This window comes from Acidithiobacillus ferrivorans (assembly GCF_016250455.1).
In the GTDB taxonomy this organism is placed as follows: Bacteria; Pseudomonadota; Gammaproteobacteria; order Acidithiobacillales; family Acidithiobacillaceae; genus Acidithiobacillus; species Acidithiobacillus ferrivorans.
In genome coordinates this window covers 1,825,646-1,845,702 of sequence record NZ_CP059488.1, presented here as the reverse complement: position 1 = coordinate 1,845,702, position 20,057 = coordinate 1,825,646, and the positions used below count along the sequence as shown (strand labels likewise).

Genomic DNA, 20,057 nt, shown 5'->3' with positions numbered 1-20,057 from the left:
GAGCCGCCATGGCAACACCGAAGAAGTCCGAGAGCAACCATCAGCCATTAGTCCACGCGGGCGATGCCGCCAGGGATCTCCTTGCCCGATGGGGATTCGATCCCAATAACGTGGCGATCCTGCCCGACCGGCATCCTCAGTACCGCGAGTGCGCGCGCCACGGCCGCTATCCGATCTCCATCGTGGATGAGCGGGATGCCATCCGCTACATGTCGCCAGTCTGTCCGGTATGCGCGGCGGAGCAGGCATCCCGTCGGCTCATGGAGAGCGCGGCTATCCCAAAGCGTTACATTGACTGCGGCTTCGATAACTACGTGGTCGATGTCCCGGGTCAGCAGACGGCTCTCGATGTCTGCTGGGACTACGCGGATCATTTCGAGGAGTACGCCCGTAAGGGATCCTGTCTCATCCTCTGCGGGAATCCTGGCACGGGCAAGAACCACCTGGCGTCTGCCATCGCCCACGTGGTGCTGGCCAAAGGGCACAGCGTGCTCCAGGTCACCGCCTACGACATCATCGCCAGAATTCGCCAGACCTGGCAGCGGGGAATTGGCAACAGCACGGAGCTGGAGGTCATCCGCGGGTTTGCGGAAGTGGGCCTGCTCATCATCGACGAGGTCGGGAAAACCTTCGGCAGCGATGGAGAGCGGGTGCATCTCTTCGAGGTAATTGATCACCGATACCGCGACCTGAAGCCGACCCTCATCCTGTCCAACGAGAGTATTGGCGGTGTGGAGAAATACCTGGGTCCGGCCGCCTTCGACCGGCTGTGCCAGAATGGCGGGCTGCTGCTCTTTGACTGGCAGAGCCATCGTCGGGGGAGGGAGTACAAATCCGATACGGCAGCCTGCCTGCGGGGTGAACTATGAACAGAAATCATGAGCAGCAGCGCCTGCTGATAACTCGTCTCTCAGAAAGCCACCCGATACTGAATCCTCATCCTGTCCGGTCTGGCAGCGCCCGAAGCGCGACCGGGAACATGACATCCTACCTGATTGACCTCGGCCCATTCTTTTCAGAGCCAAAGCAGTTCCTGGAAGACCTGCTTGTCACGAATTTTTATCCAAAGGGATACGATTGCAGCACGCAAGTCGCCATCCGCCTGATGCGCTGGTCGCAAAGCATCCAGTTGACCCCTCGCCAAAATCACGTGATGAACCAGATCGTCTGTGAAGCCATTCGGCGCGGAGCCGCGATCATCGAATCCAAAATCAGGACGGCTGAATGGTCTATACCAGATCATCGCGACGATCATCACGATCTTGCCGTCACGGCGGCCACCAAGGCATTGCAACACTTTACGGAGAAGCACGACCTGGCGACGGTGCCGCACCCCAATATTGCGACATTCGTTGACGTGCATACCCGGTTTGCCTCCCGTGATGCCATGGAAGATTTTATTTATCGAAAACGGCTTGATGCGGAATCTGTGTTGCCACACGAACCGACGTTCTCAAAAGCATCGCTGGAAAGAGCCATCCGGCAGCGGCGATCGGAGCTCAAGAATCTCACCGGAGAAAAGCGGCAGAAGAAATTGCGGGAGTTGGAAAGAATGGAAGCCACGCTTCATGGAGCGCGAACAGAGGTTCGTCTGGAATATGCGCTGGAAGAAAGGGGAGACCATGAGGCACGAGGCAGTAGCGAGCGACTTTCGCTGGAGGACCAGGTGTCCATTGCGGTCGGAAGTATTGACCTGGAGGAGGAGGACGACAGCTATGAGATGCCCGACGACCAGCGGGAGTTCCAGGACCTTCTGATTCAGGTGGGCAAGCAGCAAATGCCTGCAAAGCAGCTCATCCCTTATCTGGCCGAGGCAAGGGAATACCGCGCCATTCTCGGCCTGCTGCAAGTGCTTAAGAAACCCGACGACGCCAGCCCTGAAGTGGCATCGTTGCGTGAACTGCTGGGCAACCGGAGGTTGACCGATATTCGCAAACAGGTCCTGCGCGTCGGCAGCACTGACGGATGTGAGGTGGTCTCCCTTTTCGACATATGCAAGGCATACCTTCGTGGGGAGAATGATGAACATGAGGTGATGGCTGCATTGCAGGTGGCCTCCGTATGAGAGTACATCCGCCATTCCCATGGCTGGGCGGCAAGGGAAAACTCGCCGATGAGATTCTTGCCCGACTTCCAGAGCCAGCGCGGGACCTGACTTATGTCGAGCCCTTCTTTGGTGGCGGAGCGGTATTCTTTGCCCGTCGTCCCTCCGGCATTGAGGTCATCAATGATGCAAACGGCGATATCGTGACTTTCTTTCGTGTACTCCGTGACCGTACAGACGAACTGATCCGGTACTTGCAGAATACCCCCTACTCGCGCCAACTGTTTTATGAGTGGCGGGCCATTCCGGACCCGGCAAGCCTGCCAGACCTCGAACGCGCCGCACGGTTTTTCTACATTGCCAGATCCGCATTCGCCGCCGAGTCCACCCGCAAAAATCCAGCGTGGGCCTTTGCCAAGGTTTTTGACAATAAAGCACGGTCCATGGCCGCAGCCATTGATTCGGAATTGCGATTGGTTCGGGATCGGCTGCGGTACGCACTGATTGAGAACGATGATGCCATTGCGGTTGTCCGGAGATTCGATACCCCGTCCGCCGTCATCTACTGTGACCCGCCTTATCTCCAGGCTACCCGCAGAGACGGGCAATATGCCGATGAGATGAGTGACCAGGATCATGAAACTCTGCTTCGGGTACTCTCAGTATGTGATGGCTATATCGCGATCTCTGGCTATCCCAGTGATTTATATTCTGATCATTTAGAATCTGGGCAAGGATGGTCCTATGTGGATTTTGCCCATTCCTGTCACGCGAACCGGTCAGGGAAGGTTGGAGAAGATATTGATCGAGCACGGACAGAAAGGATCTGGATGAATCCACGTCTGACGGATTGGTACGAGCGGTGCGTTCCGCGTCAGTGCTCCCTTCTGGAGCTGTGTGCAGTCTGACCCACTCCCGATCTATACCAAACCTGAAAAGAATGGATCGTCATTTCTCAAGGAGAAAGCCATGGCTGGTGTAAATAAAGTAATTTTGTTGGGCAATGTGGGCCAGCACTCCGAGATGCGTTATATGCCTGCTGGCAAGGCCATCGCGAGCTTCAGTGTTGCCACGTCAGAACGCTATAAGGATAAGGAGGGTAATACACAGGAACGCAAGGAGTGGCACCGTGTAACGCTGTTTGGCCGTCAGGCAGAGATTGCCGGTGAGTATCTTCGCAAAGGGAGTCAGGTCTACATTGAGGGCCGGATACAGACCGAAAAGTATACCGACAAGGAGGGCGTCGATCGCTACGTCACCAATATTATCGGTGATCGCCTCCAGTTGCTGGGCCGTCGCGGTGACGCGGATGGTGGTGCCAGCGAAGACCACGCTGGGAAATCCCAGGGGTCGACTGGCGGGGAAGGTGGAAACCCCGCCCCAATGGATGATTTTGGCGATGATGAAATTCCCGCGTGACCGACGAGTTCCTCTTGCGTCCATCCCTTGGATTTCGTTGGTCGCGGATTCTCTGCCCCAGTTGTCCAAGGTTTTATCAGCACAGCGGAACTTGGATGTCAGCCATACAAGTTGCTGCGCAGGGTTCGTTTCTAGCAGACTGTCGGATTGTTCGCGTAACCCACTGATTCTATTGCACCGGCTATTTTCTTAAAATTGGAAAATATGATTATTAATCAATGTGTTGCGTTTTTGCAAAATCGAAAAACCGACGGGCTGCTAGCAGCCCGTCGGTTTTAGCTTCGGGCCCATCCCGCCCCCATGGTTTGAGGACGGGTTCTTGTACAGGGCACTTATGATCATAAATTAGGCAGTTACCCATGCTGATTTGGCAGGACTCCTTCTGGCGATCGCTTGCACACCCACACATTCAAAAGATAGTAGCTTGTGATAACCGTTTTGTGGCATGATACGGCTTGATACGGGTCTCACCACGGCTCACACCAACCGAGAGCAAGACAAATGAACTTGAACCAAGCCGCACAGGCCATCGGAGTGTCAGCAGTGACACTCAAGCGATGGCTTATTAGCGGAAAAGTGAAAGATGTGGAGCGCGACAGGAACAACTGGCGCGTCTTTACCACTGCCGACATTGAACGAATCAAGCAGTACGCCTTCAAGAATTCCGACAAGTTGGCACCTGACACAAGTTCAGTACTGTTGGGTCGTTCGATCTACTCCGTTGCTTCTTTCTTCACTGGTATCGGTGGTTTTGACATCGGCTTTGAGTCAGGGGGGTTCTCCATCTCAATGCAGTGTGAGATTGAGCCCTTTTGTCAGTCTATTCTCAGAAAGCACTGGCCTGACGTTACCCTACACCATGACATTGCGAGATTGCAAAATGAAGACATCCCAAAATCTGACGTTTGGGTCGGAGGCTTCCCGTGTCAAGACCTCTCTCTTGCTCGAATGGGTAAAAGAGATGGGCTTAGAGGGAGCAAGTCCGGACTGTTTTATGAGTTTGCTAGATTGGTTGGAGCAGGCAAGCCCAGAGTTATTCTTCTCGAAAATGTTGCGGGCCTACTCAGCTCCCACGAAGGAAAAGATTTTGGGATCGTGCTCTCAACGCTGGCCGAGCTCGGGTATTCTGTCGGATGGCGTACTTTTAACAGCAAACACTTCGGAGTCCCCCAGTCACGGCAAAGGGTCTACGTTGTCGGATGTCGTGGAGACGGGCGAGGTCCAGGAGAAATACTTTTTGAGTCCGAATGCAGCAAAGGGCATCATCCGAAGGGCGGATCGCATGGGAAGGAATCTGCGGCCTCATTTCAGGATGTCGTTGGAGATCCTAGCGGCGAAGGCCCCGTAATTCAGGCGCTTGCCTATTGCCTTTACGCGACTTCTGCGCGGCACACTGGAACAGATTGGAGTCGCAACTACGTTTGCTATACCAAGATGGGCAAGGTTCGTCGGCTTATCCCTGCTGAATGCGAGGGAGTCATGGCCTTTCCCAAAGGCTGGACGATACCCTCGCAAACAACGCTCAGTGCTGACGACTTGGACTCAGCTAGGTATCATGCCCTTGGTAATGCCGTTACGCCACCCGTTGCGGAGTGGCTGGCGCTGCGGATCAGGCAGTATCTGGAGTCGCGTGATTTCCCTGAAGCAGATCAGAAATTCAATGCTTCGTTGTACACTTTGAGGAACGAAGGGTTTGGCCAGTTGGCGCTGTCTTTCGGCAATAAAGAGGTTGAAACTACGCCTTGAATATCCTTGAGTCCGTCCAGTTTGAGAAGACCGGCGGACTCAGCAGCCAGCGCTGCTGCTGATAGAGTAATTCCATAGCTTGATGTCGGGGTGTCATAGCGCAACTGCAAGATGCTAGCGTCAAATGCCCAGTGACAGAGCTTGCTTAAGCAAAGACCGTTGCTGATGGCGTTCAAGTTGTACTCTGCCCACGGAAGAATATGGGCAGCATCTACACCAGAACTTCCAGTCGCTGGGGTCTTGGGTAACCGCATTCCTGTGAACAGGCAGGTGTGGTTGTATGCCTGACGAACCTCGGTTCTGAAGTTGGCTCCCGCTGCGCCACGCAGCGCGACCTGCCGCCAACTCTTAATTCTGTTTCTTGCGGCGTCCCTCAACTCTTCAAAATTCTCTTCCCCAAGGGCCATTGCCTCTTCGGTATCAGTGGCGTGAACACCAAGCCACATTAGCTCATCAAGGTAAGGTAGGTTGAGGTCTTTGGTGATATGACGAAGAGGATCATCAGATTCAATATTTGCCAGCCGTATTGGTTCGGCGGCAGCAATCACTGCTTTAACATCGTGGCTGTTAAAAGCATTCTTATGCTGAATGACAGCACTGGCAAGAGCAGAACTCTGCTTAGAAGCAGCATCCCAACAAGCCATGACAATGCGCAGGCGTTCAATTACATCAAGCCGAACAGAATCGAACGTTGAGTTAGAAAGAACCATCTGGGTTGGAGAAACAACTATCTCGGTATTTGATAGTTCCACCACATCAAATGGAATGGACATCACGGAGAAGTTGTCTTTGTATATTTGAAGCTTGCCTCCCGGCGTTGCGCCGATTTCTCGCTTAGGCTTGGGCAGCAAAAGAATTGCCGCCAAGACCAAATAGACATGGGAATCGGCGTACGGATCAAGAAGCCTAATTCGAGGCTTTCCTTGGGTATGGCGAACAAAATTATTGGTTGGAAATCTGAAGCCCGGAAGCAGTTCTAAGACAATCTCACGGTCGAACACGTCATGGACACGTATGGACTCGTGGCTCCCTGCCACTTCGTACTCACCTCTACCACCACTTGTCCTCAGTGCGATTCGCATCCGTCACCACCGTATCAGAAAGATTCGATCTACGATGACCCGGATGGTACGTAGAGGATGGGTCTGCGGCACCCGCTGCTTCGGGGAGATGTAATTGTGTGCATAGCACCTTCGAGCACCGCATCGCTGACAAAATCGAACCACCTGACCGCCTCTAAATCCCGAGACACGTGCGCCCCCGAACTTGCAGGGCAGGTGCCCTGCAAGTAGAGGTGCGTTCAGGTACTCCAAGATCTTTTTGGTTTTTACAGCCGTGGCGATCATGGTTTGTCTCTAAAGGGGACGCTCGCATTGTCAGAGAGTTTCTCATCATAGAAAACGGAACGCAAGATAAAGAAAGGGTAACGTGCAGGCATCGTGCGCGATATCAACGCCTTAGAAACGGCCCGCGCCTGCCGCTACGCTCTGGCACGTCCGTTGCAATCCACCCCGGCGGCTGGCGTCATCCGAAAAGCTCGCTGTGCGAGCCAAGCCGCGCCAATCGCAGTGTGTCGAAGTCGGACTTGCGATAGATCAGCAGCAGGTCGGGCTTGACGTGGCACTCACGGTAGCCCGCCCAATCGCCGGAAAGGTCGTGATCGCGGTAGCATGCATCGAGGGGCTGATCGGTCACCAGTGCGACCAGCACCGGCTTACGCTTCATCAAGAGTGGCGCTGGCCCTTGGCCTCGCGCTTGTAGTCGCGTTTGAACGCGGAGGAGCGGTCAATCGTCCGCATGCAAATCCGCCATCAGATCGTCCACACTGGCGAACTTCTTGCCCTTACCCGCTTCCAGCTCGGCAAGGGCCTTCTTGGTGGTGGCGTTGGGCACCTTCACGTCGAAAGGCAGGCGGTGTTCGTCGGCGATGCGCAGCATCAGCAGACGGATGGCGTCGGAAACCGACAGCCCCATTGCTTCAAGCGCGCTGGCGGCCCGCTCCTTGGTGTTGGTGTCTATGCGGGCGCGGACGTAGGTGTCGGTGGTAGTGCTCATGGTAATTCTCCAGGAAGGTCAGACACCCATATTGTAGTCACAATGCGACTACGCAACAAGGACGGATCAGACAGGAGAGTACAGGCGCATTGCCGAGGTGTCTGGCCCGCACTCCGATACCCGCCCTGTGCATGATCTATACCCTCCCATCAGCACTCACGGGAGTATCGCCATGCCGGGTCACCTGATCCTTGTCCGTCCGCATATGTCGTTGCTCGATGGCCTAGTCGTTGCCCGTTACCTGCATCAGATTGGCGGCCACTGCGGCTACCTCTTCGCCGTCGATCCGGATTACGCCCGCCACCCTTTCTGGCGAAGGGCGCTGACCTGGTATGGCCTGGTCAACGGCCATCAGCGCATGGTCGCCCTTGACCAACGATCACCCATGGCGCTTCGGGTGATTCTGCGCACCCTGGAGGCGGGCCACGGGGTGGTGCTGTTTCCGCAGGGAACGGGCATTTCCAGGCCGGGCAGACCAGATCTGCCCGGAGCGCCCTGGCTAGCCCGAAAAACCCGATGTCTGGTCACGGAGATTCGTCTGGATCACTCCGGATGGATCCCTCAAGTGGCGTATCAAGGGCGTGACCGTCGCGCTACTCATGGGGTAGCCTGAGGTTGGACCCCATGGTTTGGGTAGCCTGAGAAGGGGGGAAGAAGCTCTGGACGGTTGACATGGCAGGTCAGGCTACCTGCCGTTGCATTCCTGCAGGCGCCGACGCCAGAGATAAAAGCATCCTGGGCTGACACCGTGCTCTGCACACCATGCGGATACTGGCTGGCCACTTTGTGCCCATTCCCTGATTTTCCCTTGCGAATACGCCTGCCGCCGCTGATGCCGATCCATCACTTCCTCCCAGGGTGCAAAAACTCAGCGACAAATCTTGGGATAAGTTCATGACTCCGAAAAGGACGTCGTAAACCGGAGACTTACGTTCAATTCCCGAAACCCGAATCGAACCGGAGTCCGTCAGATCGCTACCTTCCACTCCCGCAACTGGCCGACGGTCTGTGTCAGTCCCTGCTTGAGCAGCGTGTCCAGGTACTCGTCAACCGTCTTGGGCGGGTTCTTCAGCGATCGTCGATGGTTGGCCGCTGCCTCGCAAACGCGGGCTGCGTGCAGATCCAGTAGATCGAAGATGAAGTCATCGGGATGCTGGGCGGTCAGATTGTACGGTTTGAGCCGTTCCGGCGGAAAATCCTTCAGGTTGAACGTCACGATCAGACTGGCACCGCCGTGAATAGCGGCAGCCACCACATGCCGGTCATCGGCGTCCGGCAACTCGACGGACGGGATCAGATGCTCGAAGCCGGTGACCAGGCTGTCGCGGACGTGGGCGTTCATCAACGACCGCGTCCGCTCCAGGTCTTCGGCCTTCAGGTCTGGCCGCTGCTTCAGAACGTTACGCGTCCACTCGTCGTGGATCATGTCCGTCCAACGCGCCCGGTACAGATCGGTCAGCGCCAGACGCATCAGCATGTCGCGCAACGGTGCCGGGTAGAGCACGCACGCGTCGTAGATGACGATGAAGTTCGAACTCATTCATTCGTACCCCATCTTGAGCGCCTGGGCTTGCTCGGCCAGTGCATCAAGGGCCTTGCTGCGCTCAGCGTCGATCCGCTCCTTGTACGCGATCACGTCCTGGTAGCGGACACGACGGTGAGTACCGATCTTGTGGAACGGGATCTCGCCGCGCTCCAGCAACTGGACGAGGAACGGTCGCGAGACATTGAGTACGTCCGCTGCGTCTTGCGTTGTCAGTTCGGCGTGGATCGGGATGATACTGACCGCGTTGCCCTCACCGATTTCGGTCAGTACGTCCACGAGAAGGCGCAGCGCCGACACCGGGACGCGGACCGAATGAGACGCGCCCTTGTCGTTGAATATCTCGATCTGCTGGGTTTCCGCTCGGGTCTGAAGGAAGGCGGACAGCGCCCGGCCGCTCTCGCGGGCGATGGCAACTTCTTCGGCCGTCGGCAACGAATGGGTGGGAGAGAGTGTGGTCATGGCAGCCTCCAGGGAGCTTCAAACAGCATTATGGGAGGAAGTATAATCGAAATAAACGAATAGTCGCAACATCCGAAACAGGATGGTCTTGCCGGGCAGGGAACCAAAGGGAGACCCACGCCCTTGCCATGTTTGAGACTCTCGGTGATCTCCCATTCGACCCACTTGCTCTTGGCACTGTCAGGAGTCAGGTGGACCGCTGTCACCGGTGTCCGATTGATGCGCTCGCGGATTTTCTGCTTGATGTAGTTCTCATTCTCGCTGTTGACCGCCTGTTGCAACGAAAAGTCGTCAAAAGCATTATGAGTGGGATTTTAGCAGAGATTATGGCGATGAGGGGCTGTTCTTTACCTTGCATCCCGGCCCGATAAAGCTATACCACGATCGCCCGATCTATACCCTCCAGTCGAAGATTAACTGCGCTGGAGAGTACGATGTCCGTCCCCGTCTCACCCCGTTCTGGGAACAACACCGATAGGAAAGATCCCCGTCTTGAGCTTGCCGACAGACTGATTGAACAGATTGAGGCAGGAACTGCCTCCTGGCAAAGGCCCTGGGCAGCCGGTGAAGTGTTGGCCCCGGTCAATGCGGTCACTGGCAAGGCTTACAGAGGGGTGAATTACCAAAATCTCGCGATGTTCTCTCCAGACCCGTCCGATCCCCGCTGGTGTACCTACAAGCAGGCCCAGGAGCAGGGTTGGCAGGTGCGCAAAGGTGCGCACGGGATTCCTATCGAAAAGTGGTCGCGCTACGCGCACAAGCGCACCGAGGAGGAAGTAGAGAGGCTTCGGGCGCAGGGCGCCCAGGACATCGAACCTGTGGAGGAACGGCTTGGTGTCCGTTACTACACGGTGTTTCACGCATCCCAGATCGATGGTATCCCCCCGATTGAGCGTGCCCCGCAAGCGGAAATGGAAGGCAAGACCGAAGATCGCCTGCCTAAGCTGGCGGAGAATATGGGCATTGAAGTGATACATACCGGCGGCAGGGCCTTTTATCGCCCATCCGAAGACCGGGTATACATGCCGCCGACAGAGCGCTTCGAGCACGCGACGGGGCACGACACCACCCTTCTGCATGAGCTTTCCCATGCGACCGGCCATGGATCACGACTGAAGCGGGAAATCGGGAAGCCTTTTGGCAGTCCAAAATACGCTGTCGAAGAGTTGCGGGCGGAAATGTCCGCCGCCATGACCGCAGCGAGTTTGGGGATTGGCTTTGATCCTGCATCCCAGGATATGGAAGAAGGCCGGGAGACGGGCAATTCTGCAGCCTATCTCGCCTCATGGCTCAAAGCCCTGCCGGAAAAAACGCGCAAGCAGACCCTGATGCAGGCCATCAAGGACGCCCAGGGGATCAGTGACTACCTGATCGAACGGACGCCCGAGTTGGCGGTTGAAGTGGCGCAGGAGCGGGCGGGTCCGACCGTCTCCCGTGGTGATTATGTCCGGTACAGGAATGAAATCGGACAAGAACTGGAAGGTGTGGTGCTTGACGATGCCCATCCCGGTGAAGCAACGCGACTGCGGCACATCACCCGGTGGCCCAACGGCACACCGCTTATGGAGACGGCGGATCATATTATGCCCATGGTGCTGCCAGAAGTTCTGGACGTGCATCTTGTAGCGGCGGTTCGGGATGGTGTTGCGCTGAACGGGGTGGATTCGCGGACGAATGAATATAAGTTGACCCTGGGGAGCGACATGGAGCGTCGCAAAATAGAAAACCGGGTACTGATGGATGTTGAGCGTGCGCGTGGCATTTACCCAACCTTTACTAAGGAGCGGCCCCAGGTTGGGGATCTCGTGCGTTTTGAACCGCACGAGCCTGGCGCAACAAATAATCCCTTCTCGGGTCGCGTTATTGCTGCCCAGGACACAAACACCGGTGATGTGCGTTATCACCTGCGGGCGGAGACGGGGCCAGATCAGAAGGTTGAGGCGCGGGTCTATGGCCGGGACGGACAGTTCCGCGAGATCGCTCTGGATCAGGCCGTGGGATTCGACCGCGCTCTCGCCCCAGAGGTCGAAAAAGCCCCACAGATTCAGGCTGGAGACTTCGTGATAACCCGGAAAAACCAATTCGGGGCAGACTGGGACACCCCCTCCATTGTCACCCGCATTGATGACTCCGAAGTCCGGTTGCAGGACCTCTACCGCTCCGGACAGGAATGGAAAGTCGCCGCAGCCGGGCGAGGGATGTCCCGAAAGGATTTCGACGCGACGCTCACTCAACAGGTCAGCAGTGTGGTCACGCCGGAGATTGCGGGAGAAAAACTGGTTTCCGCCACCAGCAGGGACCGTGCCGCGAGTGCGGTCAATGCCTTTGATGCCGAACACAGTCTCATGTACGGCAAGGCACGGGAACCTTTGACGAAAATCCCCGACGAAGTGCGGCCATTCATTGGAGGCCAACAGGCTTTGGTGACAGACCAGTTGCTTCGCAGCAGCGAAGAAAAAGGTTTTTTCTCGGACAAAATGCAGGAGCTACAGGAGATCATCCGGCAGATGCCGGCGACCTATGAAACCGACGGATTGCCCGATGCGGAGCGCTCAGTCTCCTTGCGCTATTTTGGTTCCAATGGTGCCCAGTGGTTCATCCTTGAGAAGGATCGCGGAGATCCGGCCAATGAGGGGAACAGCTTCCCGAACCAGACGCAAGCCTTTGGTCTGGCGGACTTAGGTCTGGGCCATCCCGAAGTGGGCTACATCAGTATTCCGGAGATCACCCGTGCCGGGGCTGAACTCGATTATCACTTTGCGCCCCGGACCCTTTTGGAGGTGAAGCTGGAGCACTACCCCGACCTGCTTCCGCCAGAGCATCGCCCAGTGGATCTGCGCAAGGAACAGGCGCTTCAGGAGTACCAGGCGTTTTACGCCCAGTTGCCACAGCGGGAAGAGAAGCTGGTGATGGAGGTCCGCGAGCGCTCTGGGCGACTGGACCCGGCAGATTTCCGGGGCTTCTCCGACCTGATGCGGCATTTCAGCAAGGGCGTGGATGATACCTTTGGGATCAACCGGGAGGGCGCTAACAGGGGCTCGTCTATTCCTGAAATTCGTCTGGCACCGGCCTTTTCACAGGAAGAAATTTCCGAGTTACCGGCTGTCAAAGCCGCGCAGGACCAGGTGAGGTTGGCTGGTGATCGCTTCCGCGATTTGGACCGGGAAATCCGGGACACCTTCAAGGCAAATCTCAAGGAACACGGCAAAGCACAGTTGGAATCAGGCACGCTGCGCGAAGCACGGGAGATTGTGCTGGCAACGTACTGGAAGCATGGCATCGAGGTCAGTCCGGACAACCCCATGATCGGGAAACTCACGGATGCGATCCGGGACAAGGACCTCAAGACCATGATGGGGCTCATTGGTCATAACAGTCTGAATCCCGCCTCGGAGGAAGCCTTCTCCAGAGTCACCGGAATCAAGATGGGGAAAACCCAATCGGCGCGGGTTGCACAGTTGCAGGAATGGGCCGGTCCTGAAAAGGTGCAAACCCTGCAGGAAGGCCATGCGCGGGCAGAGCAGGAACGGAAAGATCGGGTCTTGCAGGAAAGTATGGCCAGAGCGTGGGAGGATCTGAAAGGCCTGCGCGTGGGAGTTGGAGGCCAAGTGGTGAATGGACAGGAGTATGTGACTCTGAAAGTCGCCAACGGTCAGGATCGCATGGCTTCTGGCAAGGAGGGCGCGGCAACCACATATCATCTGGTCAATGACCAAGGCGAATATTCCCGTGTCAAGGATATGCGTTTCACGGCTTTTGCCAAGCGGGTCTTGGCGCTGGATGCTGATGGCCGGGTGCATAACGCCTTGGAAAAGGCGGGTATTGCGCTGGGGATTACACCGCAAGGGGTTACCCCAAAACCAGCTACTGATCTTCAGAAAGAGGAAAAGGCAGCAGAAGCGCCCGAGATGAACGCCTATGCGCAAAAAATCGAGGCGCGTAAGGAGCGCTATCGCGCCCTTTCTGAAAAGACGCGGGCGCGGGCGAAAGCGAGCGTCGAGCAGGCCAGACGCATGGCGGACGCCATCCCTTTTGGTCAGCCGATCCTGGTTGGTCACCACAGTGAAGGCCGCGACCGCCGCTATCGTGCGCGCATCCACCAGAACTTTGGCAAAGGCTTCGACCTGCTGAAGAAGGTAGAGTATTACGAACGCCGCGCCAAGGGCGTCAACGACTACGCCATTAGTGCCGACGATCCGGATGCCGTGAAAAAGCTCAAGGAGCGGGTGGAGAATCTGAAGTCTTCCCAGGAGCGCATGAAGGCGGCCAACGCCGCAATTCGCAAGCACCAAAAAGACGGCCCCGAGGCGCAGCAGGCGGCCCTGGAGCACCTGGGTTTCAAGCCGGAGCGGGCACACCAGATCCTGACCCCGGATGTCATGGGGACCGTGGGTTTTGCGTCGTACTCCCTCAGCAACAATAACGCCAACATCCGGCGGTTGGAAGAGCGTATCCAGGTCCTGGAAAAGGCCCAAGCCCTGGAGGACCGTGAGACACCGTATGCCTGGGGCACGATTCGGGAGAACAAGGAGATCAATCGCATCCAGTTCCGCTTCGATGGCAAGCCGGACGAAGGGGTCCGCAATCTCATGAAGTCGAGCGGTTTTCGTTGGGCGCCGTCGGAAAGCGCCTGGCAGCGGCAGTGGACGGGCAATGCCGTCTATGCCGCGCGGGATGTCATCCAAAAGCTGGACGCGCTGATGCCGCCTGAGCAGGCGGTGGCAACACCCGAACCGGCCCAAAGGCTCGACATCGTGCCGGTTCCCCAGAGCCCTGATGTGCGCCCAGGCATCGCCGTCCGCGATCCGAGTGCCGCACTGACTGCGGCCATCAAGGACCGCGACGGCGACTGGTACAACCTTTCCGTGCGGGAAAACGATGGCCGTCTGGTGGGGACCTTGCAGCGGCGCGATGCGAAAACCGGATTGGTGGAGACCATGGCGCCCCAGGATTTTCGGCCTGGTTCTAAAAAAGAGCAGGTGATGGTGGCCCAGTTTGCAAGGGAAGCCGGGGAGATCCTGGCGGTGCGCCTTTCCCGGGGGCCAGCGGGTGGCGTAGAGGTGGTGGCTTTTTCCCAATCCAGAAATGCCACGGTCTTTGCTTGGCAGCGAATTCATGAGTACCCGGGGCATCTGAAGGCTAATGAAGCACTCCAGAAGATTCCGGACCACCAAGAAGGTAAGGCCATTGAACAAGCCCTGGGGGTAGAACCGAAGAGGCTCAATTCGGCACCGGTGCGGGAAGCGCACAAGGCCCCAGCCCGACTGCCCGAGAAACAGAAGCAGCAGGGTGTGGGGATTTAGAAACAGTAGGTATCGGAGTTTTTGTGAGCAATTTTGCGGGTGACTGAAAGGAGAAAGTGATGGCTACACGGATGATGCAACGGAACAACCTCGCGGATGCTTTTGTGCAGGTCAACGATGAACCAACGAATGCCGCCCTGAAAGCGGCCAAGGAGCAAATTGGGGACGCGGAATGGAAGAAGGGGTACTCCCCGGAGAACAAGGCGATCGTCCGCGACGCCCTGAAGGATCACGGGGCACGGTACGAACAGGCGCTAAAGGGCAATCTGGTGGGTGCGGAGGTAGCTGAAACGCAGGCCAATGGGGAGACTTTCAAGAAGCTGCGCGTCACGCTGGAGAACGAAGCCGGCAAGACCATCCTGTCTGCTGACATGAGCTCCGAATTTGCTCAGCGGCTGATCACCAAGCTCGATACGGCAACGCGGGAACATGCTGGAGGCGAAGTCAGCATTGGCGCCTTTGCCAAGCAAACTGAGCGGGATGGGCGGACTTTCGTGGACCACGTTGCGACCATGAAGGATTCGGACGGGCAGGAAATTCCAACCACTCCAGGGCACTTCGAGAAGGCCAGAGACCAGGTGCAGGCGGTGCAAAAGCCGATGGTGGATGCTGGCATGAAGGACAAGAAGATACTGAACCAGATCGCCGCCAGCACTCGGGAGAGCTACTTCGCGGAGGTTGCCGCCGGCCTGTCTGAACGGATGGTGGAGCAAGGGATTGCGCCCAAGGCCGTCGCGAACGAGCGCGGCGAATTCCCGGCCCTGGAGGCGGGCATCAAGGATCGCGACGGCACCTGGCACAATCTGTCCGCCTATGAGAAGGACGGGCACTTGGTGGGAACCTTGCAACGGCGCGGCGGCCAGCCCGGCGAGTACGAGAAGGTGCCACTGGAATTTCACCAGGGACAACTCGGCGGCTTGCAGGCGGAGGCGCAGTTTCCGGATGGTGCCCCACTGCTGGTTTCGCTGTCCCGGTCGGAGCCCTCTGAGACACAATCTTCCAAGGTGGATGTGCGCATCTTCGCCAAGGGCCAGGATCTGGAGGGGAAGGACACCCTGGAGCAGATCCACGAGCACCCAGGGCGTCTGCGGGCCAATGAGGCGCTTCAGAAGATCCCGGATCATCGGGAGGGCAAGGCCATCGAACAGGCTTTGGGCGTGGATCCGAAGATGCTCAACCCGGCACCGGCGCGTGAAGCCCAAAGGGCTCCTGCTAAAGCACAGGAGAAGCAGCACGAGGGGGTGCAGCTATGAGCCTGGCCGAAGAACTACTGGAGTGGGCCGAGGAAGAGATAGAGCGAGGGGATGCCGGGCACAGGGAGCGGGTTGCGCTGATCCTGGCACAACTCCGTGAACTCCCCGACCCCGAATCGCTGCCGGTCGGATCCACCCAACGATTTCTCGCACAACGGCGTGTGGACAAGCTGGCCGAGAAAGCCGAAGGGCTGGGATTCGAGACGCCGGGGAAGAGGTTGAAAAAGGAGATTGGCAAGCAGATCGCCGGTCATGCCTTGGGCATAGAACTGTAAGGAGTCGTCATGTTTGGATTTTTTAAGGCGTTGACGGGAAGCGGTTCCGCTTCTCGCGAACAGGAACCCTGCAATTTGCGGATTGGTGGTCACCCGGAACATCTGCATCCCGTGGATGATCCCCAGGGGCTGGGCGGCTATCAGTTGGCCATTGAGGCGCTGATTCGGGATGAATCCCCAGAGGTCATTTATCTGCGTTCCGACACGAAGAATCTGTCCGTGGTGCGCAAGGCCCTGGAGTACCTGTCCCGTATTGGCGGGCAGGTAGGCGTTGCCGATCAGCTTCCCGATGAGGAAGTGGCGGCGATCTTCGGTGTCGATATCCGGTCTTACCAGTCCGCCGTGGTGAATCCGCAGGGAGATGCGGCGGCCTATGCCGGATGACCGGTTTATCCAGCCCCCATCGGGGAGACTGGTTTTTGGTTGTTTCCCGGAGACGCAACGGATGACCATTTTAAACCAGGCGTGCCAACCAACGCTCAGGAGAAACCAACCATGGCAGCACAACTCGATCACCTTTTGTCCTACGGCCCTATGGATGTCGTGGCCAGCAATGATGAAAAGAACCCCGGACTTCACATCGTCCACAGGGACACGGAAAACCGCGCGTTCATTCCCCAGAATGACCCGCTACATCATGAAATCCGAAACCTCATCGACAAAAACCCGCACAGCAATGGCTTTGTGGCGAACCAGATCCATGCACGGCTTGAGCAGGAAGGGCGCTGGGCCGGACTGGAACAGGATGCCGAGGGTCTGAGTTTCAGGCCATCCCAGGAACAGAAGCAGGAGAAGCCTGGCGAGTCCCTGACCCAGGAGTTGAAGACATTCCAGGCACAGAATGTCGATGAATCTGTGCTGCCAGAGCCTGGGAAGGCAGTAGAGGCGGAACTCGCGGGCGCGCCCGAGAAACAGCTCGACCAGGAACCGCAGCAAAAGACGGGACCGAAAGTTGATCCACTCGCGGATTGGCCCGGGACATCGCAGAAGTCCCCTGAGCCAATCATGCCGCCGGAGAAACCACGCTTTGAGCGCAAGAATCCGCCGGAAGTGCTCTTTGCCAATCCCAAGGGCAAGCCCTATGTGCTGGATCATGGCGACAAGGTGACGGTGACGAACCGCGCCATGCTGGGCCTGGGGCATGAAGCAGCGGAGAAGCGGCAAAAAGCGGTCGAGATTGGCCTGCAGACGGCCGTGGATCGATTTGGGGAGCCAGTACGTTTCCAGGGTAACCGTGCCTTCCTGGAAGAGACGGTGAAGGTTGCCATGGAGCGCGGCATTGCCCTGGAGCCGGGCAGTCCGATGGCTCAGGGCATCTACGAACGGGCGATGAAGGAGCGCGGGAACCAGCTTGGCCCGTCGAAGGGTTGCACCCTGCCAAGGGCCGCCCCGTATCGGGCGCCGGAGAAGAAGCGGGCAGTGGGCAAAGGCATTGGACTCTGAGGCTGGTTATCCCCCTGTGCGCTGATCTATACCCTGTCGATGTTCTTGATGACAGGGGGTGGCCATGGATGAACTGGACGAAATTGCACAACTGGAGGCAGCAGGCCAAAAGCTGATGGCAGAACCTGCCCCCACGCTGCGCAAGCGGGGAGCGGCAGCATCGAATCGGTCACCTCTGGCGGGGAGCAACCCCTTGCAGGGCGCCAACCCCTTGCAGGGCGCTAACCCCAAGCAGGCAGAGCGGCAACCGATTACGGAGGGCAACTCCGCCCAGGTCGAAAGCCTGCTCGCGAAGATCCGTGATCGCCTGGATCTCCTGTTGCAGGCGAATAACCCATCGCAGGGGAGCCTTCCTGAAAACCCGCAGCCCCCCGAAGCGCCGGCGCCGGACCTTACAACCACTGTCGCCGAAGAGTCCGATGAACTTCGAGAAGTATTCCCGCATGAGGATGCAGATACCGGACGGGGGGCCAGTCTCTTGCAGGATGCAAACCCGCCGACAGTAGTAGCCCCGGCCGCCGTGCAGGAAGTGACCCCAGCCAACATCACGGTCTCCGATTTAGACATGAAACGGTTACTGGCTACCATTGGGGACCGGGTGACCCGCCATGCGCTGACCCATCATTCCTCTGTCGTCGTCCTGCTGGGCTGGGCGATGGCTCTTCTGGCAGCGGGTCTGGGTATGGGATATGGCTATATCGTCGCGTCTGGTCGGTATCCATTCTGGGAGCCGACCACCCATAGCGGCGTCCTGCCCAGGATTTCCGCCGCGGTTCTTGGTGCCCCGGTTGGGGTGGTCCTGCTTCCCCTGGCTGGGGCAATCATCTGGGAGGCTAGCAAGGAAACCAGCAGTGAGAAGCATCAAGCGATATTGAGACTGGCGGCTATCGTGATATTTATCGCGGGCATCCTGCTCCCACTCACAACTGTGCTATGAAATCTAAAACACCCCCGAGCCAAACCCGCTCTGGACGGTTTCTGTCCTCTACCGAAACGCTGGATGATCCACTGTCTCCCGACCGATCTCCGCATGGGCATAACCGTCCGGTCGCGTCTCGCGTCAACAACAAGGTGCATCGAGCAAGGGGGAAACACGGATATGGAGCGGCACGCTCCCTGATCAAGAGCCTGCTTCCTCATGTCGGGAGCAATTTCTACAAGGCCCCGTCGTCCCGAGGGCCGGCATTGCAGCAGGCTGGGCGTCGCTGCACAGTCAAGGTGTCCTATGTACGCAGCAAGGGGCCTGATCAGTGGCAAGCCCACGGCAAGTACCTGAGTCGTGAAGGCGCGCAGCAGGACGGCGAGAAAGGCCAGGGCTTTGACCGGGATTCCGAGAGCGTCAACTTGTCGTCGCTTTTGTCTTCCTGGCAGGAAGAAAACGACCCGCACCTGTTCAAGGTCATTCTGGCACCCGAAGATCCACTCCGGCCAGAGGCGTTGCGGGATCTGACGCGCAGCTTCAATGCGCGCATCCAACGACAGATCGGGCGGGATTATGAGTGGGCCGCCATTGACCACCACAACACCAGTCATCCGCATGTACATTTGCTGCTTCGTGGCAAGGGCAAGCTGGAACTGGAGCCGGATCTGATTCGGCGGGGAATGCGTGCCGCAGCCCAGGAGATTCTCACGGAAAGCCTGGGCTACCGCAGCGAACGGGAAATCCAGGCGGCGCGGGAGCGGGAACTGGATCAGCGGCGTTTCACTGCCCTGGATCGGGGAATTCTCGACAAGGCGACACCCGCGCCGCAAGGCGGCCGCCTGCAAGGCTATTCACTGGTCGATGAATCGCCTACCCACTTATTGGATGACAAAGAGCGCGAAAACCGCCGACTCCGGCTCGCCCGCCTGGAAAAGCTCGTGGAAATTGGGGTGGCCGACAAGATCGGGGCGAATCTCTGGCGACTGGAGCCCGGTTGGGACAAGGCCCTCAAGGAACTCCAGGTATTGCAGACTCGAACGAAGATGCTGGCCGAAGCGCGAGCCTTGATGACCGAGCCGCGCTGTCCGCCACAGGTCACCAGGATTCGGCCAGGCGACCGCCTGGTGGGACGTGTACTGGGTACGGGGCTGGATGAGCAATTTGACCGGAGCTTCGTGCTCATCGAGGGCGTCGATAACCGAGCGCATATCGTCTACCAGACGGGATCGATAGAGAAAGCCCGTGGACGGCAGGATCTCGGGCTTCGGCATCTCGTCGCCCTCACTGGCCTCGACCGTGGCGTTACCGTCAAGGACTACGGTATCGAGATCCCGGACCAAGGCTGGAAACGGACGGAGATTCCCGAAGCGGCACTGGATGACCAACTCGCGCATGAACGACGGTATCCGCCCAAGGAAATGATGGACCCGACTAGCGGCTTTGCGGCGGAGTGGCACAGACGGCTTCTGGATCAGCGCAAGCAAAAAGAGAAAGAGCGGGCACGACAGAAAAAACAGGCTTGGGAACAGGCAAAGCCGCAGCGGGGATCGGAGATCGAATAACGTCTTCATGCGCAGTTTGTTTATCGGCGA

19 protein-coding genes and 1 pseudogene are annotated in these 20,057 nt (G+C 57.7%); 13 read left to right on the top strand and 7 right to left on the bottom strand.

Going from position 1 to position 20,057, the window contains the following annotated elements:
- Positions 1–8 precede the first annotated feature (8 nt).
- The 5 genes from H2515_RS09180 to dcm all read left to right on the top strand — a co-directional run bounded on the left by H2515_RS09180 (position 9) and on the right by dcm (position 5,209).
- A complete protein-coding gene (locus H2515_RS09180) occupies positions 9–869 on the top strand; it encodes an ATP-binding protein (RefSeq protein ID WP_198659926.1) in 861 nt (286 codons plus the stop codon).
- Complete coding sequence (locus H2515_RS09175) at positions 866–2,065, top strand: hypothetical protein (protein ID WP_198659925.1); 1,200 nt, start codon at positions 866–868, stop codon at positions 2,063–2,065. Before H2515_RS09180 ends, H2515_RS09175 begins: the two co-directional genes overlap by 4 nt.
- Entirely contained in the window at positions 2,062–2,952 is an 891-nt protein-coding gene (locus tag H2515_RS09170) for a DNA adenine methylase (RefSeq protein WP_198659924.1), read from the top strand. The genes H2515_RS09175 and H2515_RS09170 overlap by 4 nt, the downstream gene beginning before the upstream one ends.
- A 61-nt stretch (positions 2,953–3,013) precedes the next feature.
- A complete protein-coding gene (locus H2515_RS09165) occupies positions 3,014–3,463 on the top strand; it encodes a single-stranded DNA-binding protein (RefSeq protein ID WP_198659923.1) in 450 nt (149 codons plus the stop codon).
- 501 nt (positions 3,464–3,964) lie between these two features.
- Positions 3,965–5,209: a DNA (cytosine-5-)-methyltransferase gene (dcm, locus tag H2515_RS09160; RefSeq protein WP_198659922.1), complete on the top strand. Its 1,245-nt coding sequence runs from the start codon at positions 3,965–3,967 to the stop codon at positions 5,207–5,209.
- Here the strand turns inward: dcm and H2515_RS09155 are convergent.
- The 3 genes from H2515_RS09155 to H2515_RS09145 form a co-directional block, all read right to left on the bottom strand.
- The gene (locus H2515_RS09155) at positions 5,113–6,291 is read right to left on the bottom strand and encodes an HNH endonuclease (RefSeq protein ID WP_232821315.1); all 1,179 of its coding nucleotides are present in this window, start codon (positions 6,289–6,291) and stop codon (positions 5,113–5,115) included. The genes dcm and H2515_RS09155 overlap by 97 nt on opposite strands.
- Before the next feature lie 442 nt (positions 6,292–6,733).
- Entirely contained in the window at positions 6,734–6,934 is a 201-nt protein-coding gene (locus H2515_RS09150; RefSeq protein ID WP_198659920.1) for a type II toxin-antitoxin system YafQ family toxin, read from the bottom strand.
- A 60-nt stretch (positions 6,935–6,994) separates the two neighbouring features.
- Positions 6,995–7,264, bottom strand: coding sequence for a type II toxin-antitoxin system RelB/DinJ family antitoxin (locus H2515_RS09145; RefSeq protein ID WP_198659919.1), 270 nt, complete (start codon positions 7,262–7,264; stop codon positions 6,995–6,997).
- Between the two features lie 172 nt (positions 7,265–7,436).
- On the opposite strand from H2515_RS09145, the gene H2515_RS09140 reads away from it, so the two are divergent.
- On the top strand, positions 7,437–7,877 hold the full coding sequence (locus H2515_RS09140) for a 1-acyl-sn-glycerol-3-phosphate acyltransferase (RefSeq protein WP_198659918.1): 441 nt from the start codon (positions 7,437–7,439) through the stop codon (positions 7,875–7,877).
- Positions 7,878–7,949: 72 nt separating this feature from the next.
- Here the strand turns inward: H2515_RS09140 and tnpA are convergent, their stop codons facing one another.
- The 4 genes and pseudogenes from tnpA to H2515_RS16525 form a co-directional block, all read right to left on the bottom strand.
- Entirely contained in the window at positions 7,950–8,108 is a 159-nt protein-coding gene (tnpA, locus tag H2515_RS16530; RefSeq protein WP_198659917.1) for an IS66 family insertion sequence element accessory protein TnpA, read from the bottom strand.
- Positions 8,109–8,231: 123 nt separating this feature from the next.
- Positions 8,232–8,804 carry a PIN domain-containing protein gene (locus tag H2515_RS09130; protein WP_198659916.1) on the bottom strand — a complete coding sequence of 191 codons (573 nt, stop codon included), beginning with the start codon at positions 8,802–8,804 and terminating at the stop codon, positions 8,232–8,234.
- Complete coding sequence (locus H2515_RS09125) at positions 8,805–9,269, bottom strand: helix-turn-helix domain-containing protein (protein WP_012535904.1); 465 nt, start codon at positions 9,267–9,269, stop codon at positions 8,805–8,807.
- A pseudogene (locus tag H2515_RS16525) lies at positions 9,266–9,556 on the bottom strand (TIR domain-containing protein); the annotation flags it as partial. The pseudogene H2515_RS16525 and the gene H2515_RS09125, both read right to left, overlap by 4 nt.
- Positions 9,557–9,703: 147 nt before the next feature.
- On the opposite strand from H2515_RS16525, the gene H2515_RS09115 reads away from it, so the two are divergent.
- The 7 genes from H2515_RS09115 to H2515_RS09085 all read left to right on the top strand — a co-directional run bounded on the left by H2515_RS09115 (position 9,704) and on the right by H2515_RS09085 (position 20,027).
- Positions 9,704–14,572, top strand: coding sequence for a DUF3560 domain-containing protein (locus tag H2515_RS09115; RefSeq protein WP_198659914.1), 4,869 nt, complete (start codon positions 9,704–9,706; stop codon positions 14,570–14,572).
- 59 nt (positions 14,573–14,631) lie between these two features.
- Positions 14,632–15,825 carry a hypothetical protein gene (locus H2515_RS09110; RefSeq protein ID WP_198659913.1) on the top strand — a complete coding sequence of 398 codons (1,194 nt, stop codon included), beginning with the start codon at positions 14,632–14,634 and terminating at the stop codon, positions 15,823–15,825.
- A complete protein-coding gene (locus tag H2515_RS09105) occupies positions 15,822–16,100 on the top strand; it encodes a hypothetical protein (protein ID WP_198659912.1) in 279 nt (92 codons plus the stop codon). Before H2515_RS09110 ends, H2515_RS09105 begins: the two co-directional genes overlap by 4 nt.
- Before the next feature lie 9 nt (positions 16,101–16,109).
- Positions 16,110–16,484: a hypothetical protein gene (locus tag H2515_RS09100; RefSeq protein ID WP_198659911.1), complete on the top strand. Its 375-nt coding sequence runs from the start codon at positions 16,110–16,112 to the stop codon at positions 16,482–16,484.
- 111 nt (positions 16,485–16,595) lie between these two features.
- On the top strand, positions 16,596–17,543 hold the full coding sequence (locus tag H2515_RS09095; protein ID WP_198659910.1) for an LPD7 domain-containing protein: 948 nt from the start codon (positions 16,596–16,598) through the stop codon (positions 17,541–17,543).
- A gap of 64 nt (positions 17,544–17,607) precedes the next feature.
- Entirely contained in the window at positions 17,608–18,480 is an 873-nt protein-coding gene (locus H2515_RS09090; RefSeq protein ID WP_198659909.1) for a hypothetical protein, read from the top strand.
- Positions 18,477–20,027 (top strand): DUF3363 domain-containing protein, encoded by a 1,551-nt coding sequence (locus H2515_RS09085; RefSeq protein WP_198659908.1) that lies wholly within the window; start codon positions 18,477–18,479, stop codon positions 20,025–20,027. Before H2515_RS09090 ends, H2515_RS09085 begins: the two co-directional genes overlap by 4 nt.
- Positions 20,028–20,057 lie beyond the last annotated feature (30 nt).

Bases quoted from the DNA above. Each gene is read 5' to 3' on its own strand.
- H2515_RS09090 (WP_198659909.1), top strand. From the start codon at position 17,608: ATGGATGAACTGGACGAAATTGCACAACTGGAGGCAGCAGGCCAAAAG.
- H2515_RS09165 (WP_198659923.1), top strand. From the start codon at position 3,014: ATGGCTGGTGTAAATAAAGTAATTTTGTTGGGCAATGTGGGCCAGCAC.
- H2515_RS09100 (WP_198659911.1), top strand. From the start codon at position 16,110: ATGTTTGGATTTTTTAAGGCGTTGACGGGAAGCGGTTCCGCTTCTCGC.
- H2515_RS09140 (WP_198659918.1), top strand. From the start codon at position 7,437: ATGCCGGGTCACCTGATCCTTGTCCGTCCGCATATGTCGTTGCTCGAT.
- H2515_RS09115 (WP_198659914.1), top strand. From the start codon at position 9,704: ATGTCCGTCCCCGTCTCACCCCGTTCTGGGAACAACACCGATAGGAAA.
- H2515_RS09110 (WP_198659913.1), top strand. From the start codon at position 14,632: ATGGCTACACGGATGATGCAACGGAACAACCTCGCGGATGCTTTTGTG.
- H2515_RS09155 (WP_232821315.1), bottom strand. From the start codon at position 6,291: ATGCGAATCGCACTGAGGACAAGTGGTGGTAGAGGTGAGTACGAAGTG.
- H2515_RS09145 (WP_198659919.1), bottom strand. From the start codon at position 7,264: ATGAGCACTACCACCGACACCTACGTCCGCGCCCGCATAGACACCAAC.
- H2515_RS09095 (WP_198659910.1), top strand. From the start codon at position 16,596: ATGGCAGCACAACTCGATCACCTTTTGTCCTACGGCCCTATGGATGTC.
- H2515_RS09105 (WP_198659912.1), top strand. From the start codon at position 15,822: ATGAGCCTGGCCGAAGAACTACTGGAGTGGGCCGAGGAAGAGATAGAG.
- H2515_RS09085 (WP_198659908.1), top strand. From the start codon at position 18,477: ATGAAATCTAAAACACCCCCGAGCCAAACCCGCTCTGGACGGTTTCTG.
- H2515_RS09125 (WP_012535904.1), bottom strand. From the start codon at position 9,269: ATGACCACACTCTCTCCCACCCATTCGTTGCCGACGGCCGAAGAAGTT.
- dcm (WP_198659922.1), top strand. From the start codon at position 3,965: ATGAACTTGAACCAAGCCGCACAGGCCATCGGAGTGTCAGCAGTGACA.
- H2515_RS09175 (WP_198659925.1), top strand. From the start codon at position 866: ATGAACAGAAATCATGAGCAGCAGCGCCTGCTGATAACTCGTCTCTCA.
- tnpA (WP_198659917.1), bottom strand. From the start codon at position 8,108: ATGGATCGGCATCAGCGGCGGCAGGCGTATTCGCAAGGGAAAATCAGG.
- H2515_RS09180 (WP_198659926.1), top strand. From the start codon at position 9: ATGGCAACACCGAAGAAGTCCGAGAGCAACCATCAGCCATTAGTCCAC.
- H2515_RS09170 (WP_198659924.1), top strand. From the start codon at position 2,062: ATGAGAGTACATCCGCCATTCCCATGGCTGGGCGGCAAGGGAAAACTC.
- H2515_RS09130 (WP_198659916.1), bottom strand. From the start codon at position 8,804: ATGAGTTCGAACTTCATCGTCATCTACGACGCGTGCGTGCTCTACCCG.
- H2515_RS09150 (WP_198659920.1), bottom strand. From the start codon at position 6,934: ATGAAGCGTAAGCCGGTGCTGGTCGCACTGGTGACCGATCAGCCCCTC.